Below are 16,407 nucleotides of genomic sequence, written 5' to 3'. Positions count from 1 at the left end.
TCGGGGAACGGCCTTGGGGCAATCCCCTTAATGACGAAGAGGGGCACGGTTTCATGGTTGAACTGATATTGCTGGGGGCACTTTTACTGGGCGTCGTGGCCATCATTGGCTGGACGATTTCCATCTTCAACCGCTTGGTCACGCTGCGTAATCAGGTGGCCAACGGATTTGCACAAATCGACGTGCAGTTGACCCGTCGCCATGATTTGATCCCCAACCTGGTGGAGACAGCCAAGGGTTATCTGCGCCATGAACGTGAAACCCTGGAAGCGGTGATCCAGGCACGCAACCAGGCTGCTGCAGGCTTGAAACAGGCGGCGGCCGACCCTACCAACGCCTTGGCCATCCAGCAACTGGCCGGTGCCGAGGGTGCCTTGGCAGGTTTGATGGGCCGCCTGTTTGCGCTCTCCGAGGCCTATCCGGACCTGCAGGCCAGCGAGAACATGCAGCAGCTTTCGGCGGAGCTGGCGGCCACGGAGGATCGCGTCGCACTGGCGCGTCAGGCCTTCAACGACTCTGTGCTCAACTACAACAATGCCCGGGAGATCTTTCCGAACCGTCTTGTCGCGGGCCCGATGGGGTTTGAGGCCGCGCAGTTGCTGCAGATCGAAAACGTCTCCATGCGTCAGGCGCCCAAGGTGTCATTTGGTTGATGGCACCATGGCGGAGACATCGGGCGGGGTGGCAACCGACACCTCCGCCCGGAAAAAATCACGCCGGCGAAATCGGAGCAGGGTAGCCAGAAAGACTTCCGGAACATGCCCCAGGCGCGTGTTGTATCGCTCCACGGCATGGTTGAATCCGTCCCGCATGAAGGCCACCTCGTTTTCCAGTGCCACCAGGGTGTCATGGAACCCGATCATCGCCTGAGATGTGGTGAGATCAGGATAGGACTCACGTAACAGGCGAAGCTGTTGCAGCAACTGTTGCTCAACGGCCAGCAACTGCTCTGCCTTGGGAATATCCACCGCCTCGCTGCTGGCCTGAGTGCGTAACTGGGCCAGTCTCTCCTGCAGTGTCCGCTCGTGGGCCATGGATGTCTTGACGACCTCCTGGATGGTCGGGATCAGGGTGGCTCGTTTTTGCAGGGACACGCCAATATTCGACCAAGTGGTGTCCACGCGATTTCTCAGGAACACCAGGTCGTTGTACATCAGCACCACCACGGCAATCAGCATGTAAATGGGGGTGATCATCGCCGCAATGAGCAGAGCAGCCCCATTGAATGCCCCCATCAGTCCAATCAGGGTCAGCAGTGCCGCCAGGGCTGCAATGAAGCCCAGGGTCAGGGAAGTAAAGCCGCCCCGGGCCTTGCGGAGCATCAGTTGAGCCTCGCTGAGATTGCTGAGGAGGTAAGGCGGTTCAGAGGCCGCCATGTACAGCGACTGCTGGGTTTCGGGGTCAATCTGTGCCCGTCCCAGTGCATAGAGGGTGTCGCCCACGTCCAGGCGCTCCTCCGTATGCCGGTAGCGACCACTACTGACGATCGCGCCGCCGGGCGCCCGATCCGTTTGGCGCTGGGTGTGTTTGCGGGTTGTGATGACCTGGGCGCCTTCGGGATCAATGGGGAAGTCACCCTCGCGATCACGACAGATGAAGCGTTTACCCACCTTTTCCTCACTGATCGTGACCCAGCTGTCCTTCTTTGTGCCGCGATTTTCCTCCAGTTTGTAGTGATAATAGACACATCGTGTCTTTTCGATAGGTGAGGTGAGTGCTTCATCCCGAGGCGCGGGGAGTATTTCACCCTTGAGTTCCGTAAGGCCGTAGGTGGCGCCGGCACTGGGGCTGGTGGGTATGTTTTCAATGGTGCGTTTGAGATGAATCATCGACAACCCGATGGGCAGCATGAAGACGGCCCCAAGGGCCCCGATGATGAGGATGAGCACGGGTGCTCCACCTTCCAGCCGGGTGGGTTCAAAGGTTGCCTCCCTGACTTCCATGACCTGCAAGGCCTCACCGCCCAGGGGGACGGAGTCGGGTCGTTCCCATCCGCTCAGTCTGGCCACAAGGCGCTCGGGCCAGTGCTCCCAAGTGCCACGCACTCGCTCGGTGGTTCGCGCAATATTGACATGCAGGCGTTCAATCAGTCGGGCTTGCTCCTCGGGTAAATGGGTGTGCAGCGCTTCGCTCCAGGGAGGCAGTGAGTCCCAATACCCGTCCCATTGCAGGCCGTGCTGGCTCAGCGCTCCCTGAATGGTCTCCCTGGCTGCCGAGGCAGCGGCCTCTTGCTGCTGCATGGCCACCTGAAGATCGACCCTGGCCGCAGCCAGGCTCCACAGCATCAGCAATGCCAGCGTGGAAACCATGAGCAGACTGAGGAAGGCCGCCACCTTGTGTATGCGCATGGTCCAGCACAGGGTGAGTACGATCAGGGCCACGGCAGCCAGCGAGAACCAGATGGACATGAGAGTGGTGCGGGCAAGGGACTGGCGCTGATGCGATTCCCCGAAGGCGGAAACCCGTGCCACGTAATGCTCCGGCAGTCCATGTAGCGAGATCCCCAGGGTGTGAGCCACCGGACTGGCCAGACCCAACACCGTGATCGCATCGCCCGGGTCGATCCGGTACTCCGTGAAACGCCGATCACCTCGGGTCTGCTGGTATTTCCTGGGCGCCGAGAAGCCTTGGCGGCCTCTATCGCTGTATATCCTCACGCTGCCTGTTTCGTCCTCGAGCCGCAGGAAACTGGTGGCGTCGCGAGTGTCGCTGACCGTTCGCCAATAGTAACCCCCTTCCGAGTCACGTACCTTGCGCTCCTCGACATGTCGAAAATACAGCGTCTGCCGTCGGGAACTGGGTGCGGTGACCATGGGACCATCACTGGTAGCCTTACCCGACAGTTGCACCACGCCGGGAATGATTTCGGCCACCTTGATCTCGGGGAGTCGCTCCACCGCCCGCATTTGCCCCATGCTCGTCAGGCCGGAATGGGCGGCATAGCCGGCCGCGAGGGACAGCAGAAGGATCGCAATCAGGCGCAGCAGCATTGAGTGGGTCCATATGGCGGGCGAACCTCAAGCATCAATGGCGATACAGGGGCTGGCAAGTCATCTGCACGTCGTCCAAGGGGCGACCGCGCTCCACCACCGCAACCTGTCTCACACCCGGGCGCGACCCTGGCGCCTGACTTTCTTATACTGGCAGGCATGGAGGTACCCAAGGGTGTGAGTGCTCGTATCGAGCCGCTGGCATGTTCAGGTCACGGGCCTGTGGCCGGCCTGGATGGTTGCCGGGGACGATGGTTGTGCGTGACGGGCGATCCTCACTGCCCCGAGACGATCCGCGCCTTGATCCTGGAGAACCCACGCGATCTCCTGGACCTGGATCCCCGTCCCCAGGTGGTGGGAGCGGACATCCCCATTGGCTTGGCAGACGCGACGCCTCGCCGTGCCGATGTGGAGGCCCGTCAGCGCCTGGGTCGCCCGCGCGGCAGCAGCGTATTCCCGGCACCCTTGCGGGTGATGTTGCAGGCCCCATCCTACGAGCAGGCCTGCCTGCTCGGTCGCCAGCAGGCGGGGCGGGCCCTGTCCCGCCAAACCTGGAACATCATTCCCATGATCCGGGCCATGGACAACTTCCTGCAGGAGTGCGTGGACCGTCAGGCCTGGCTACGGGAGGTGCATCCTGAACTGAGCTTTCAGGCATGGAATCAGGGCCAGGCCATGAACCACAACAAGAAGACATCCGAGGGTCGCCGGGAGCGACACAGCCTGTTGGAGGCGACTTTCCCGGGAGCACACGAGGCGGCCTGCCGTGATCTGGTCCATGAACGCTACGCACCGGACGACCTGCTGGATGCCTTCGCCGTATTCTGGACCGCAGCCCGGATCGCTCAAGGGCGTGCCATGCGGCTGCCCGAGGTGCCGGAGAAGGACGCCACCGGGCTGCCCATGGAGATCGTGTGCTGATGAGTTATCGACTCGCGATCAGGGCTTGGCAAGTCAGCCGTGCGTCCTCCTGGTCATGTCATCACCGCTGCCCGGGATGCTCGCAACCCGCACTCCGTGGTTTGCAAATCCCCAGGGTTTTCATCCGTGAAGACAATGTGGTGGGCGGGATTCCCATGAGTTCAGCGGCCCCGCCCTTGCCAAATACCTTGCCGGCACAGGCCTCCAGGGCGGCCAGGATGTTCTCCCTGTCCCGCTGGCGACGCTGGGATTCGGTGAGGACACGATCCTCCTTGGGCTCCTCGGGTTGAGACCGGGAAGGGCAGGGAGGTTGTCCCGCCTGACTGGAGGATGGCAACTCCAGGCGCAGGCGGCCACCATGGCTCAGGATCACCGCGCGTTCGATCACGTTTTCCAGCTCCCGGACGTTGCCCGGCCAGTCATAGCCCATCAGGGTCTGAATATCGCCCTGGGTAAGACGAATGCCGGCCTTCTTGGACGAGCGTGAAGCGCGCTTGACGAACTCCACGGCGAGGGCAGGGATGTCGTCCGGGCGTTCCCGCAAGGGCACCGACTGGACCGGAAACACGTTCAGCCGAAAGTACAGATCCTGCCGAAAACGCCCACGACGCACTTCCTCTTCCAGGTCCCGATTGGTGGCCGCGATCACCCGCACGTCCACATGACGTGTGCGCTCCTCACCAATGCGTTCGATCTGACCATCCTGCAGCACCCGCAGCAGTTTGCCCTGAAGCTCCAGGGGTATTTCGCCCACCTCGTCCAGGAACAGGGTGCCACCATCGGCCAGTTCAAAGCGGCCGATGCGATCCCGCAAGGCTCCGGTGAATGCCCCGCGCACGTGCCCGAAGAATTCACTCTCGAACAGATCCCCGGGGATGGCGGCGCAGTTGACCCGGATCATCGGGCGTTCGCAGCGGCTCCCAGCGTTGTGAATGGCATGGGCAATCAGTTCCTTGCCCGTGCCGGATTCCCCGATGATGAGCACATTGGCATCCGTGGGTGCCACCAGCTCGATTTGCTGCACGATCTTTCGCACCCCGGGGCTGTTGCCGATGATGCCGTCGAAAGCCCGCTCCGTGCGTATCTCCTCCTGCAGATAGGCGTTTTCCAGTTCCAGCCTCTGGCGCAACTGGTTCACCTCGTGCAGGGCCGCATGCAGCTGTTCCTCAGCTTCCTTGCGCCGCGTCATGTCCCTGAACACCACCACGGCGCCCACCACCACACCACGATCCAGGATCGGCGTGCTGGTGTATTCCACCGGCATGGGGGTTCCATCCTTGCGCCAGAACACCTCGTCATCCACCCGGTGAACAACACCTTCACGAAAGGCCGCGTAGATGGGGCAGTCATCCTCGTGATAGTGGGTGCCATCCGGATGGGTGTGATGCACCAGTTCGTGCATGTTGCGGCCCACCATCTCATCGGCCCGCCAGCCGAGCAGCCGCTCCGCGGCGGGGTTGACGAAGGTGGTCATGCCCTCGGCGTTCACACCGTAGATGCCTTCCCCCGCGGCCCCCAGGATGAGGCGGTTCTCCCGTTCCAGATCACGAAATACATGCTCCACATCACGCCAGCCCCCAATGCCCTTGCGCATGTAGTCCTCGGCTTCGTGCAAGGCATGCTGACGACGGCGGGCACGCAGGTCCTGGAGAACGGCACAGATCATGTCACGACCGTTCACCTGGATGCGGGTGGCGTTGTACTCGACGGGTCTGCATGCCCCGTCCGGCGGGCACACCTCCAGTTGGTCAGTCCAGCCCTTTCCGCATTCCAGGACCTCCTGTGTGAAGGTGAGCAAGCGGGGAAAGTGCCGGGGATGGAGTGTACTCATGCGCAGGCCGGGCAGGCTTTCCAGAGAGCGACCCAGCAGGGTGGCGGAGGCACCGTTGGCATCCAGGATGCGATCCGCCCACGGGTCGAATATCAGCATGGCCTGCGCCCCGTGGGCGAAGAGCATGCGATAGACATCATCCTCCAGGAGGAGTCCGCTCTCTTCATTGACCACGAACTCTCGTGGTGCACGACACGAATTCTCGTGCACCACGAGAGTTCGTGGTTCGAATTCCTCCTGGGGATCTTTGTTTTTCTCTTTTGTAATCATGTATCTAGTGCCTCGATGAGGATTTGGCATGCTGCCTGCTATATCCCTGACGTCACCCAACTATTGCGGGGACGGCGGTACAGAGGGATGCAGTCCTGCACTGCAAGGGTGCGTTTGATGGGGTCATGCCCCCGTGGAGCGCACTCTTGGGAGATGAAGCAGGCAACGTGCCAGCAGCCGCTCCTCCAACACACTGGAGTCATGCGATGCCAACCAAGAGCCTCGACAATCCCTACGATCCGGAAGTCAGCCTCATGCATGGACATGACCATGCTCATGACGATGGGGACCACGTGTGTGGTCCGGGCTGCACTCATCACAGTCACATCGATGGGCAGGACGTTCCGCTGGAGACCGCGCACTACCATCGCTCCCGGGAAGCCCACATGGATACCGAGGACATGGTGGACCGAGCGGTGGAAAGCGCTGTGGTGCGCGCCGTGTTCAACCATAGCGAGATCGACCGGCGACGCTTTCTGAAACTCATCGGTGCCGGAACCTTTGCCGCCGCCCTGGCCAGCGTGTTTCCGATGGATGCGCTCAAGGCCGCAGTGAAGGAGGGCATGGGCCCGCTGGAGAAGAAGAAGCTCAAGGTGGGCTTTGTCCCCATTACCTGCGCCACGCCCATCATCATGGCCCACCCCATGGGCTTTTATGAGCGCTATGGACTGGAGGTGGAAGTCATCAAGACGGCCGGGTGGGCTGTTGCGCGTGACATGTCCCTCAATCGCCAGTACGACGCTTCCCACCTGCTGTCACCCATGCCGCTGGCCATGAGTCTGGGATTGGGGTCATCGACACAGTCCTTCGTGATGCCGGCTATCGAGAACATCAACGGTCAGGCCATCACCCTGCATAACAAGCACAAGGACAAGCGCAATCCGAAGGACTGGAAGGGCTTCCGTTTCGGTGTGCCCTTCGAGTACTCCATGCACAACTTCCTGCTGCGCTACTACGTGGCCGAACATGGGCTGGATCCCGATCAGGACATTCAGATCCGCGTGGTGCCGCCACCGGAGATGGTGGCCAATCTGCGGGCGGAGAACCTGGATGGCTACCTGGCGCCGGATCCGTTCAACCAGCGGGCGGTATGGGACCGGGTGGGTTTCATTCACATGCTCACCAAGGAAATATGGGAAGGGCATCCCTGTTGTGCCTTTGCCACCTCACGCGAGTTTGCGGAGACGCATCCCAACACCTACGGCGCCCTGTTCCGGGCCATCGTGGATGCCACCCAGTATGCCTCCAATCCGGATAACCGCGTTGAAATCTCGGAAGCCATCTCGCCCAGCGCCTACCTGAATCAGCCTACACCGGTGGTGCAGCAGGTGCTGACCGGGCGCTTCGCGGATGGTCTGGGCAATGTGGTGGATGAGCCACGGCGCATCGATTTCGATCCGTTCCCCTGGCACTCCATGGCGGTGTGGATCCTCACCCAGATGAAGCGCTGGGGCTATCTGCAGCGGGACGTGGACTACAACCGCGTGGCCGAGCGGGTGTTCCTGGCCACGGAGTGCGCCGAGATCATGCGCGAACTGGGGTACGAGCCGCCTGAAAAGACCTACAAGACCTTCGAGGTGATGGGCAAGGTGTTCGACTACACCGATCCCGAAGGTTACCTGAACAGCTTCGACATCCGGAGGTCGTGATATGGCGAGCCTCAACGTACGCGCGGGCATCCTGTCGGTGCTGTTTCTGGTGGTCTTCCTTGGTGTCTGGCAGGTCACCATGGCGCCTCCGGGACAGGAGGTCAGGGAACTGACCGAGTACGAGATCCTGATGGGAATGGAGCCAGGCACCGGGGCCGGGGCGGGCGTACCGCCCCCGTCCCAGGTGTTCAGCCTGGCGGTGCAGGAGTTGTCCCAGGCGTTCCACGATGCCGGGCCCAACGACAAGGGCATCGGCCTGCAGTTGATGTATTCCGTGGGACGGGTTCTGGCGGGGTTCTCCCTGGCGATGCTGGTGGCCATTCCCCTGGGCTTCGTCATCGGGATGTCGCCGGTGCTGAACAAGGCGATGAACCCCTACATCCAGGTGCTCAAACCCATCTCGCCGCTGGCCTGGATGCCCCTGGCGCTGTTCACCATCAAGGATGCAGCCACCTCGGCGATCTTTGTCATATTCATCTGTTCCATCTGGCCGATGCTCATCAACACGGCCTTCGGTGTGGCCTCGGTCAAGCGTGACTGGCTCAACGTCGCGCGCACCCTGGAGCTCTCCAGTCTGCGCACCGCGTTCACCGTGATCCTGCCGGCCGCCGCACCCACCATCCTGACGGGGATGCGCATCTCCATCGGCATCTCCTGGCTGGTGATCGTGGCCGCCGAGATGCTCGTGGGTGGCACCGGCATTGGCTACTACGTGTGGAACGAATGGAACAATCTCGACATCGCGGCCGTGATCTTCGCCATCTTCATGATCGGACTGGTGGGCATGCTGCTGGACGCCATGCTCGCCCAGACCGGGCGCTTTGTCCGTTATCAGGAATAGGGGGTCTCATGACCGGACATTTCATAGAAGTCGACAATCTGGCACGGCGTTTCCCTCAACCGGGTCGCCAACCGCCGGTGACCGTGTTTGACAACGTGAACCTGCGTATCAGCAAGGGCGAGTTCATTTGCGTGATCGGTCATTCCGGGTGCGGCAAGTCCACCATCCTGAATATCCTGGCCGGGCTGGACGAGGCTAGCGAGGGTGCCCTGGCCATGGATGGCAAGGAGATTTCCGGACCGAGCCTGGACAGGGGCGTGATCTTCCAGAATCACAGCCTGCTGCCCTGGCTCTCGGCCCTGTCCAACGTGGCCTTCGCGGTTCGTTCCCGCTGGCCGGACTGGTCGCGCACCAAGGTGCAGGAGCACAGCCTGAAATATCTGGACATGGTGGGGTTGGGCGGCTCCGAGCACAAGAAGCCGGCGGAACTGTCCGGAGGCATGAGACAGCGCGTGGGCATCGCCCGGGCATTCGCCATCGAGCCCAAGCTTTTGTTGATGGATGAGCCGTTCGGGGCCCTGGATGCTCTGACCCGGGGCGTGATTCAGGATGAGTTGCTGCGCATCTGGGGGCGCACCCAGCAAACCGTCTTCATGATCACCCACGACGTGGACGAGGCGATCCTGTTGGCCGACAGGGTGTTGCTGATGACCAACGGACCCAACGCGCATATCGCCGAATCCGTGCGGATTGACATTCCCCGCCCGCGTAACCGCAAGGAACTCCACCAGCACCCCCATTACTACCTTATCCGCAATCATCTGGTGGAGTTTCTGGTGAATCGCTCCAAAACCCTGCAAGGGGAAGCCAGCACCCCTGGGTTTCTGCCTCGGGAAATCAATCCTGCGGCGGAAACCTCCGCCGGCAACGGGAAAACCGAAAAGAGTCATCAGCCGCACCCACTCAAGGTCCGGGCCACGGCCTGAGCCTGTCAGCAACCGCGCTCACATCACGGGAGAGACGATCCATGATCAGCAAACTGGAAATGACCGAAACCATCATGAAGGCCAAGTTCGACAAGGGTTGCACCTGGGCCAACATTGCGGAGGCGGCGGGCCTGCACGAGGTGTATGTCACCTCAGCTTGCCTGGGCATGAATCATCTGGACGCCACCGCGGCTGATGGCTTGTGCAGCTATCTGGGTCTGCCGCCCGATGTGTCCAAGGCCTTGCAGGCCTTTCCCCACAAGCACTGGGACAAGACGATCCCGACAGACCCGGTGATCTACCGGTTCTACGAGGCCATCAACGTGTACGGGGAGACCATGAAGGAGATCATCCACGAGAAGTTCGGCGACGGCATCATGAGCGCCATCGACTTCACCATGGACATCGACAAGGTACCCGACCCCAAGGGGGATCGGGTCAAGATCGTCTGGAATGGCAAGTTCCTGCCTTACAAGAGTTGGTAACCGCCCGGCCTGATCAGGCCCGGCCGGCAACCGGCCGGGCTTGATCGCGGACTGTGACTTCATCCCCGCCGGTCGGGACGTGGGCTCAACCAGGCGAACAGCAGCCCGCCCAGCGCACCCGCCAGTGCCAGCGCCAGGATGCCGGTGGAGAACCTTGATGCACCGATCAGGGTGGCCGGCAGCAACTGGTTCATCACAACTAGGGCAACCGAGATGCCGGCGGCGCCGGCCAGGGTGTGGAGCGCGATACGGGCCTCTGGCCACCAACGTGCAATCAGTCCACTCACGGGCAGGGCGATCAAGAAGGCGGCTGCCACCAGCACGCCGTAGGTGGGGGCAAAGTTGAGCAGGTCGTGGGCGGTGCTCTCCAGTCGCATCAATGCGTCGACGGGCGCCCCCAGGCCCTGGATCATGGCCAGGTTGAACTGGGTCTGTATGATGCTGCCCAGCAACGTGGCCAGCAGAAGACCCGCAAACCAGGCCAACGCCGTGTTGAGTCGTTGCATGACACCTGCCTCCTGGATGCTGCTGCGGTGATGGCCCTCGGGACCGTGCATGGTTATTCTTGCAGGTCAGCCCACCGAAATCACGTTGCCGACATGACCCTGCGACTGATAATGGCATTGCCGCTGGCCCTCATCCTGTTCGCCGCACCGCTCAAGGCGGCGGATTACCGCATCGATACCATCGCCTCGGGGCTGGAACATCCCTGGTCACTGGCCTTTTTGCCGGATGGCCGCATGCTGGTCACCGAGCGGGCAGGGCGCCTGCGGGTGATCGAGGACGGTGAGCTTCTGGAGGCACCCGTGGAGGGCGTGCCCGACTCCTTCGTGCGCAGTCAGGGCGGCCTGCTGGAGGTGCTGCCCCATCCCGAATTCGAGCAACACCCCTATCTGTTTCTGACACAGGCCGTGGGGGAGGCCCGGGCCAACACCACGCGGCTGATCCGGGGGCGATTGGATGGCAACACCCTCACGGAGGTGAACATCCTGTTCGAGGCCACGCCCGATCGCACCCGACCGGTGCACTACGGCGGTCGCATGACCTTTCTGGACGATGGCACCCTGCTGCTGGGACTTGGGGATGGTTTTGACCATCGCGAGGACGCCCAGCGCCTGGACAGTCACACCGGCACCATCGTGAGGCTGGACCCGGAAAGCGGCCGTGCCTCCGCCGACAACCCCTTTGTAGGCCGTGACGATGCATTGCCGGAGATCTACAGCTACGGCCACCGCAATGTTCAGGGCCTGGTATGGGATGCACAGACCGGCATCCTCTGGTCCCACGAGCATGGCCCGCGTGGCGGCGACGAACTCAACATCATCCAGCCGGGCGCCAACTACGGTTGGCCCGTCGCCACCCACGGGGTTGATTACTCCGGCGCCATCATCACCCCCCACACCTCGTTGCCGGGTATGGAAGACCCCATCCATCACTGGACGCCGGCCATCGCTCCGGCGGGCATGGCCCTGTATCGCGGCGATCTCTTCCCCGAGTGGCAAGGCAGCCTGTTCATCACCTCCCTGGTCCAGCGCCATGTGCGCCGTCTCACCCTGGACGGGACCCGCGTGGTGGATGAAGAAATCCTCTTCGACGAGGTGGATGAACGTATCCGCGACGTACGCACCGGGCCCGATGGTGCCCTGTATCTGCTCACCGACAAGGCGGATGGGCGCGTGCTGCGCGTGGACATGCCGACCGTCCCGTGAGGGGGGCGGGTCACGCCCTGTCGGCAGGCATTCGCTCCAGAATGATGGAGAAATTATTCACCGGCATGTCGATCACGGATTGCAGGGATAGCCCCTGTTCCCGCCCCAAGGTTTCGATATCGGCGATGTCCCGCACACCCCAGTCCGGGTTCTGGGCCCGGAGGTACTGGTCAAACCGCTGATTGCTGGGCGCGGTGTGCGTCCTGTCGCGGGAGTAGGGGCCAAAGCCTCCCTCACCCGATTGCACGCTTAGCCGGCATGGTCTAGCTCCTGTCGGAGGATTTCCCTGAGTTTACCGGCAGTTAGCGGTACGTTTTCATCGTCAAGTGCTGCCCGCAGGGCCTCATTGATTGCGGTTTGATACCCGATCCCTCTGGATTCGGCGCGCCCCCGGAACGCTTCTATGACGTCATTATCCAACATGATCGTGATGCGGGTTTTTCCAGGGGATTCGATCACGGAGCCTCGATTACCCTTGCTGAAATCATATTCTTTACGCATGGTAGTTTCTCGCCTCATTTTGGCTGGCCTTACGCGCGGAAATGATTCGGACTCGATCGTTCCGGGGGGTATGGACTACGACCAGAACTCGGCCCAGAGAATCCGCGCCAAGAGTGACGAAGCGGGGCTCATCTTCCGAGTCAGGGTCCTCAATGGTGATCCCAAATGAATCTCTCAGCACCTGCTCTGCATGAGCAAAGCTCACCCGGTGCTTGCGAAGGTTGGACGCCGCCTTCTCTGGATCGAATTCGATCTCCATGCGGGCAGTGTGCATACTATATGCATGCCGGTCAATGCTCGTTAAAGCGAATATTTTAAGCGAAGAAGGGACTGACCGGTCGGGTCACGCCCTGTCGGCAGGCATTCGCTCCAGAATGATGGAGAAATTATTCACCGGCATGTCGATCACGGATTGCAGGGACAGCCCGTGTTCCCGCCCCAAGGTTTCGATATCGGCGATGTCCCGCACACCCCACTCCGGGTTCTGGGTCCGAAGGTACTGGTCAAACCGCTGATTGCTGGGCGCGGTGTGCGTCCTGTCGCGGGAGTAGGGGCCGTAGAGATAGAGCAGACCGCCGGGGATGAGGTAATGACCAGCACCTTTCATCAGGCCCTCCGTGGTGGCCCATGGCGAGATGTGCGTCACATTGATGCAGACCATCACTGCAAAGCCATCCGCCGGCGGGCGATCCGATTGCCCCAGTCCCCAATCTGCCTGACCCGCATCCAGTCGCACTGGCGCCTGCAGATTGGGCAAGGACGCACTCTCGCGCCAGGCCGCGATACTGTTCAGGTGATGCGGATCCACATCGGTGGGCCACCAGGTGATGTCGGGGAACGCGCGGGCAAAGTCCACCACATGCTGACCGGCGCCACTGCCCACCTCCAGGGCATGGCCACTCAAGCCCGCGAAGGCATCCCGCAGGACGTCCAGAATGGGGGTGATGTTTTCGTGGTAGGAGGGGGAATCCAGGCGAGCGTTGGCGGACATGAAGTCTGGCTCCGGGGCTCATGGGTGAGGGTCACTTGCGGCGACTGGGGCCATCAGCATGTTGGGAACCTCGAAAAAATGCCCCAGTCAGGGCATCATACCTCCAACTCTTCCGATCGGGTGGATACCCCTCTTGCCGTCCGGACTCTCCGACATGGAAGACGACCCCATTGGATAGGTTCCCGTGCATGCATCCTTTTCAAGCGAATCATGACCATCGCCGGGGGGTGCTGCAGGCCATGCTGCTGGTCACCATGGTCAGCGCCCTCGTTTTTGCGGGCCTCAACTTTCCCGATGGCATGATTCTGGTGGCCTGGATCCAGGTGGCCGTTGCCGCTTTCGCCGCCGGCCTGTTGGTGGTGGTGCGCCGCACCCATAGCCTTCAGATATGGTCTGTGTGTTTCGTACTGGTTTTGCTGACAGCCACGGTCGTGCTGCTGAGCCGGCCCGAGGTCTCGGAGTTCGCCTTCGTCTGGCTGCTGGTCATCCCGCTTGTCACCCATCTTCTGCTCGGTTCCAGGTTGGGTCTGGTGCTGGCGCTGAGCTATATGGGGCTGGGCGCCGCCATTTACCTGTACCGCTTTGGTGGTAACGCCGAACTCATCCGGGTGGAGGTGCTGTCCAATGCCGTCATCGCCGCATTGACCACCCTGGGCCTGTCACATTTCTACGAGCGCAACCGCGAGCGGTCTGAACTGGAACTGATGCGCCTGGCGACGATGGACCCGCTGACCGGACTGGCCAATCGCATGCGTCTCCACGATGTCTTCCAGCGGGAACGGGCGCAAGCGCAGCGCAATGGAAACGCGCTGTCGCTGCTCATACTGGACCTGGACTGCTTCAAGCAGATCAACGACGAGCACGGTCATGAGGCCGGTGACACCGTGCTGGTCGCCTTCGCCAACATGCTGCGCGCGCGCCTGCGGGAGACCGACCTCATCGTACGCTCTGGGGGGGAGGAATTCCTGGTGCTGCTCAACAACACCGATGGCAAACAAGCTGTCGCCCTCGCCGAGGAACTGCGAGCAAACCTGGAGCAGTTTCCCATCCATTACGGGGGCCAGGTCCTTAAGCTCACCGTCAGCATCGGTGTCGCCAGATACGGAACGGACGGGCGCGACCTGGATACGCTCACCCGAATCGCCGACGAACGCCTTTACCAGGCCAAGGGGAGTGGTCGCAACAGCGTTTGTGGTGGCCCTGAAGAGGAGGGCGGCGTGGCACTGGTGATGGCCGCTGGTGGATAACCCATGGGCTGCGACCGCAACAAAGCGATGACGATACCCAAGCTCAAAGCCCTCGGTGGACTCGACCGCGATCTGCAACAGTCGTTGTTGAGCCAGGTCCGCGACCTCTGGACCCATACCTCCACCGCCCTGGAGGGCAACAGCCTCACCCTGGGCGAGACCAAGTTCATCATCGAGGAGGGGCTGACGGTCTCCGGCAAGCCGTTGAAGGATCATCAGGAGGTGATGGGGCATGCCCGCGCCATCGAACTGATCTACAAGGCGCTGGGCGGGGCAGTCACCGAATCGCAATTGTTTGACCTGCACCGGGCGGTGCAATCAGGACTCGTGGCGGACATCTACAAGCCCAGCGGGGCCTGGAAAGTGGAGCCCAACGGCACCTATGCCGTCACCGAGGAGGGGCGCCAGACCTTCATCGAGTACGCCTCGCCCGAAGACGTGCCCGCATTGATGGCGGGGTGGCTGGCCGAGCTCAATCGGCTCGCTGACGAATCCTTGAGCGAGACGGACGCGGTCGATGCCTATGCCAGGTTGCACCTGGGGTTCGTCCACGTGCATCCGTTCTGGGACGGCAACGGGCGCCTGGCGCGTCTGTTGAGCAACATCCCGGTGCTGCGTTCCGGCCACCTGCCGGTGGTGATCCACGTGCGCGACCGCAAGGAATACATCGACATCCTGGCCCGATACGAGCTGGCCAGCGGGCAGCTCACGGCCGAAACCGGTGTCTGGCCCGCCGAGGCCCAGGAGGCACCCTTCCGGGCGTTCTGCCAGCGGTCCTACCAGGCGACGCGGCAACTGGTTGAACAGGCAAGTGAGCAGCAGGCGAGGCGCAACCTTCGCCGAAACGCTCACAAACCGCATCCAGACCGGGATGACGAATGACTGGCTCCGTTAACCCCTGAGTTCGAGGTCTTCCCGAATCACCTCCGGATGGCGAAACGCAATCTCGATGAGCGCCTTTGCCGGCCCGGAGGGCTTACGACGCCCCTGTTCCCATTCCTGCAACGTACGCTGAGAAATATGGAGTGCCTCGGCAAACTCTCGCTGTGTGAGGCCAGTCTTGCCACGAGCCTCTGCCACCTCATTTGGCTCCACACGACTGACGCGTGCAGCGTTGCCTGCTTTCATTTCCTTAACAGATTGGAGCAGCTTGTTGCCAAGCTCCTCAGCACTCAGAGTCTCGTTACTCATTGGCCAACACCTGACGAGTTGACTTCAACATAGTCCTTTGAACTCCGGAGGAAACGCCCCGTGCAGACCCGCATGCGGGGTGTTGTGGAGGCCGGGGGAGAAAACCCCCGGCTATCTGATTAAGTGGTTTTTCGAGCGATCTCAGCATCCGTCTTACGTTTTACATCCAGCAGATATAAGCCGCCTGCGCCCGCGGCGACAAACCATGACATATGTATACTCGTGCCATCGCCCGCAATGAAAAGCCCCAAAACTGCAAAGCTTAGCAAGGTTACGGTTGCGAACGACCAAAGCACTCCCTGGAACCTTCCAAGCTTATAATCTAGATAGTTCAAGAGACCGAACGCAGCCCACGAGGCCAGGAAAGCAGCTACTACCAAAACCATGAAGGCGATAACAGAAACCACCCCGTGATCCGTGGGCACCCATCCAGGGAAGTGAGAAAAGCCAAATTCTTGAAAATACGCTGCGACGATGAACGGCAATGTCGCAATGCGATTCACCTCAAGCAGGCCTTTTAGATCATTGACGCTTAACATCGATATCCTCCTGAAATAGGCACTTAACGTTCTTGTGCAGCGGCGAGCGTAGCGAGTCCGGCGCCGATAGGCGCGAACTGCTACAGCTTGTGTACGCCCGGCAGGGGCATGAACTGATGGGGTGAAAACCCCTGTAGGAGTACCCGTGATGTCCACACGGTGGACCAATGTAACTACTACTAGCCGACGGCAAGGGCAAACCCGTGAGGGAATGTCTGAAGGAAGCCCGAGCGCAAAGGTGTGAGCCGACGGACAGACAAAATCGCCGGGAGCGATTTTGAACAGCCGCAGGCTGGCCCCGAAGGGCGAGCCCCGA

18 protein-coding genes are annotated in these 16,407 nt (G+C 61.4%); 9 read left to right on the top strand and 9 right to left on the bottom strand.

The window, feature by feature from the left end:
* The first annotated feature begins 53 nt into the window (after window positions 1-53).
* Window positions 54-653 (top strand): LemA family protein, encoded by a 600-nt coding sequence (locus LPW30_RS09325; protein ID WP_025281213.1) that lies wholly within the window; start codon window positions 54-56, stop codon window positions 651-653.
* Here LPW30_RS09325 and LPW30_RS09320 read toward each other — a convergent pair.
* Window positions 642-2,990, bottom strand: a complete 2,349-nt coding sequence (locus tag LPW30_RS09320) for a LemA family protein (protein ID WP_239680702.1) — start codon at window positions 2,988-2,990, stop codon at window positions 642-644. The genes LPW30_RS09325 and LPW30_RS09320 overlap by 12 nt on opposite strands.
* 159 nt (window positions 2,991-3,149) lie before the next feature.
* Between LPW30_RS09320 and LPW30_RS09315 the strand changes: the two genes are divergently transcribed.
* On the top strand, window positions 3,150-3,911 hold the full coding sequence (locus LPW30_RS09315; protein ID WP_274521668.1) for a DUF429 domain-containing protein: 762 nt from the start codon (window positions 3,150-3,152) through the stop codon (window positions 3,909-3,911).
* A 61-nt stretch (window positions 3,912-3,972) separates the two neighbouring features.
* Here the strand turns inward: LPW30_RS09315 and LPW30_RS09310 are convergent, their stop codons facing one another.
* Window positions 3,973-5,916: a sigma 54-interacting transcriptional regulator gene (locus LPW30_RS09310; protein ID WP_239680700.1), complete on the bottom strand. Its 1,944-nt coding sequence runs from the start codon at window positions 5,914-5,916 to the stop codon at window positions 3,973-3,975.
* 302 nt (window positions 5,917-6,218) lie between these two features.
* Here LPW30_RS09310 and LPW30_RS09305 point away from each other — a divergent pair, with 302 nt between their 5' ends.
* Genes LPW30_RS09305 through cynS form a run of 4 tightly spaced genes read left to right on the top strand, consistent with a single transcriptional unit; the run spans window position 6,219 to window position 9,913 of the window.
* The gene (locus LPW30_RS09305) at window positions 6,219-7,661 is read left to right on the top strand and encodes a CmpA/NrtA family ABC transporter substrate-binding protein (RefSeq protein WP_239680699.1); all 1,443 of its coding nucleotides are present in this window, start codon (window positions 6,219-6,221) and stop codon (window positions 7,659-7,661) included.
* Window position 7,662: 1 nt separating this feature from the next.
* A complete protein-coding gene (gene ntrB / locus LPW30_RS09300; protein ID WP_239680698.1) occupies window positions 7,663-8,502 on the top strand; it encodes a nitrate ABC transporter permease in 840 nt (279 codons plus the stop codon).
* Window positions 8,503-8,510: 8 nt separating this feature from the next.
* The gene (locus LPW30_RS09295; RefSeq protein WP_238625582.1) at window positions 8,511-9,428 is read left to right on the top strand and encodes an ABC transporter ATP-binding protein; all 918 of its coding nucleotides are present in this window, start codon (window positions 8,511-8,513) and stop codon (window positions 9,426-9,428) included.
* Window positions 9,429-9,469: 41 nt separating this feature from the next.
* On the top strand, window positions 9,470-9,913 hold the full coding sequence (cynS, locus tag LPW30_RS09290; RefSeq protein ID WP_238625584.1) for a cyanase: 444 nt from the start codon (window positions 9,470-9,472) through the stop codon (window positions 9,911-9,913).
* 59 nt (window positions 9,914-9,972) lie between these two features.
* Here cynS and LPW30_RS09285 read toward each other — a convergent pair whose 3' ends face one another.
* A complete protein-coding gene (locus tag LPW30_RS09285) occupies window positions 9,973-10,419 on the bottom strand; it encodes a hypothetical protein (RefSeq protein ID WP_239680697.1) in 447 nt (148 codons plus the stop codon).
* A gap of 93 nt (window positions 10,420-10,512) precedes the next feature.
* On the opposite strand from LPW30_RS09285, the gene LPW30_RS09280 reads away from it, so the two are divergent.
* Window positions 10,513-11,622 (top strand): PQQ-dependent sugar dehydrogenase, encoded by a 1,110-nt coding sequence (locus LPW30_RS09280; RefSeq protein WP_239680696.1) that lies wholly within the window; start codon window positions 10,513-10,515, stop codon window positions 11,620-11,622.
* A gap of 10 nt (window positions 11,623-11,632) precedes the next feature.
* On the opposite strand, the gene LPW30_RS09275 is transcribed toward LPW30_RS09280, so the two are convergent.
* From LPW30_RS09275 to LPW30_RS09260, 4 genes are all read right to left on the bottom strand, one after another.
* Entirely contained in the window at window positions 11,633-11,869 is a 237-nt protein-coding gene (locus LPW30_RS09275; RefSeq protein WP_025281217.1) for a DUF938 domain-containing protein, read from the bottom strand.
* A 2-nt stretch (window positions 11,870-11,871) separates the two neighbouring features.
* Window positions 11,872-12,123, bottom strand: a complete 252-nt coding sequence (locus LPW30_RS09270; RefSeq protein ID WP_025281218.1) for a BrnA antitoxin family protein — start codon at window positions 12,121-12,123, stop codon at window positions 11,872-11,874.
* On the bottom strand, window positions 12,116-12,382 hold the full coding sequence (locus LPW30_RS09265) for a BrnT family toxin (protein ID WP_238625591.1): 267 nt from the start codon (window positions 12,380-12,382) through the stop codon (window positions 12,116-12,118). The genes LPW30_RS09270 and LPW30_RS09265 overlap by 8 nt, the downstream gene beginning before the upstream one ends.
* 84 nt (window positions 12,383-12,466) lie before the next feature.
* Window positions 12,467-13,114: a DUF938 domain-containing protein gene (locus tag LPW30_RS09260; RefSeq protein WP_239680695.1), complete on the bottom strand. Its 648-nt coding sequence runs from the start codon at window positions 13,112-13,114 to the stop codon at window positions 12,467-12,469.
* A gap of 188 nt (window positions 13,115-13,302) precedes the next feature.
* Here LPW30_RS09260 and LPW30_RS09255 point away from each other — a divergent pair, with 188 nt between their 5' ends.
* Window positions 13,303-14,361: a diguanylate cyclase gene (locus LPW30_RS09255; RefSeq protein WP_239680694.1), complete on the top strand. Its 1,059-nt coding sequence runs from the start codon at window positions 13,303-13,305 to the stop codon at window positions 14,359-14,361.
* Between the two features lie 27 nt (window positions 14,362-14,388).
* The gene (locus LPW30_RS09250) at window positions 14,389-15,243 is read left to right on the top strand and encodes a Fic family protein (RefSeq protein ID WP_239680693.1); all 855 of its coding nucleotides are present in this window, start codon (window positions 14,389-14,391) and stop codon (window positions 15,241-15,243) included.
* 9 nt (window positions 15,244-15,252) lie between these two features.
* Here LPW30_RS09250 and LPW30_RS09245 read toward each other — a convergent pair whose 3' ends face one another.
* Both LPW30_RS09245 and LPW30_RS09240 read right to left on the bottom strand, forming a co-directional pair.
* The gene (locus tag LPW30_RS09245) at window positions 15,253-15,552 is read right to left on the bottom strand and encodes a helix-turn-helix domain-containing protein (protein WP_239680692.1); all 300 of its coding nucleotides are present in this window, start codon (window positions 15,550-15,552) and stop codon (window positions 15,253-15,255) included.
* Between the two features lie 119 nt (window positions 15,553-15,671).
* Window positions 15,672-16,091 carry a hypothetical protein gene (locus LPW30_RS09240; RefSeq protein ID WP_239680691.1) on the bottom strand — a complete coding sequence of 140 codons (420 nt, stop codon included), beginning with the start codon at window positions 16,089-16,091 and terminating at the stop codon, window positions 15,672-15,674.
* Between the last annotated feature and the right edge of the window lie 316 nt (window positions 16,092-16,407).

It is taken from the genome of Ectothiorhodospira variabilis (assembly GCF_022227625.1).
In the GTDB taxonomy this organism is placed as follows: Bacteria; Pseudomonadota; Gammaproteobacteria; order Ectothiorhodospirales; family Ectothiorhodospiraceae; genus Ectothiorhodospira; species Ectothiorhodospira haloalkaliphila.
This window is presented reverse-complemented; position numbering and strand designations above follow the sequence as displayed.

What these genes read in the sequence shown, in the direction of transcription:
- LPW30_RS09325 (WP_025281213.1), top strand. Translation starts at nt 54, where the DNA reads ATGGTTGAACTGATATTGCTGGGGGCACTTTTACTGGGCGTCGTGGCC.
- LPW30_RS09320 (WP_239680702.1), bottom strand. Translation starts at nt 2,990, where the DNA reads ATGCTGCTGCGCCTGATTGCGATCCTTCTGCTGTCCCTCGCGGCCGGC.
- LPW30_RS09315 (WP_274521668.1), top strand. Translation starts at nt 3,150, where the DNA reads ATGGAGGTACCCAAGGGTGTGAGTGCTCGTATCGAGCCGCTGGCATGT.
- LPW30_RS09305 (WP_239680699.1), top strand. Translation starts at nt 6,219, where the DNA reads ATGCCAACCAAGAGCCTCGACAATCCCTACGATCCGGAAGTCAGCCTC.
- ntrB (WP_239680698.1), top strand. Translation starts at nt 7,663, where the DNA reads ATGGCGAGCCTCAACGTACGCGCGGGCATCCTGTCGGTGCTGTTTCTG.
- LPW30_RS09295 (WP_238625582.1), top strand. Translation starts at nt 8,511, where the DNA reads ATGACCGGACATTTCATAGAAGTCGACAATCTGGCACGGCGTTTCCCT.
- cynS (WP_238625584.1), top strand. Translation starts at nt 9,470, where the DNA reads ATGATCAGCAAACTGGAAATGACCGAAACCATCATGAAGGCCAAGTTC.
- LPW30_RS09285 (WP_239680697.1), bottom strand. Translation starts at nt 10,419, where the DNA reads ATGCAACGACTCAACACGGCGTTGGCCTGGTTTGCGGGTCTTCTGCTG.
- LPW30_RS09280 (WP_239680696.1), top strand. Translation starts at nt 10,513, where the DNA reads ATGACCCTGCGACTGATAATGGCATTGCCGCTGGCCCTCATCCTGTTC.
- LPW30_RS09270 (WP_025281218.1), bottom strand. Translation starts at nt 12,123, where the DNA reads ATGCGTAAAGAATATGATTTCAGCAAGGGTAATCGAGGCTCCGTGATC.
- LPW30_RS09265 (WP_238625591.1), bottom strand. Translation starts at nt 12,382, where the DNA reads ATGGAGATCGAATTCGATCCAGAGAAGGCGGCGTCCAACCTTCGCAAG.
- LPW30_RS09260 (WP_239680695.1), bottom strand. Translation starts at nt 13,114, where the DNA reads ATGTCCGCCAACGCTCGCCTGGATTCCCCCTCCTACCACGAAAACATC.
- LPW30_RS09255 (WP_239680694.1), top strand. Translation starts at nt 13,303, where the DNA reads ATGCATCCTTTTCAAGCGAATCATGACCATCGCCGGGGGGTGCTGCAG.
- LPW30_RS09250 (WP_239680693.1), top strand. Translation starts at nt 14,389, where the DNA reads ATGACGATACCCAAGCTCAAAGCCCTCGGTGGACTCGACCGCGATCTG.
- LPW30_RS09245 (WP_239680692.1), bottom strand. Translation starts at nt 15,552, where the DNA reads ATGAGTAACGAGACTCTGAGTGCTGAGGAGCTTGGCAACAAGCTGCTC.
- LPW30_RS09240 (WP_239680691.1), bottom strand. Translation starts at nt 16,091, where the DNA reads ATGTTAAGCGTCAATGATCTAAAAGGCCTGCTTGAGGTGAATCGCATT.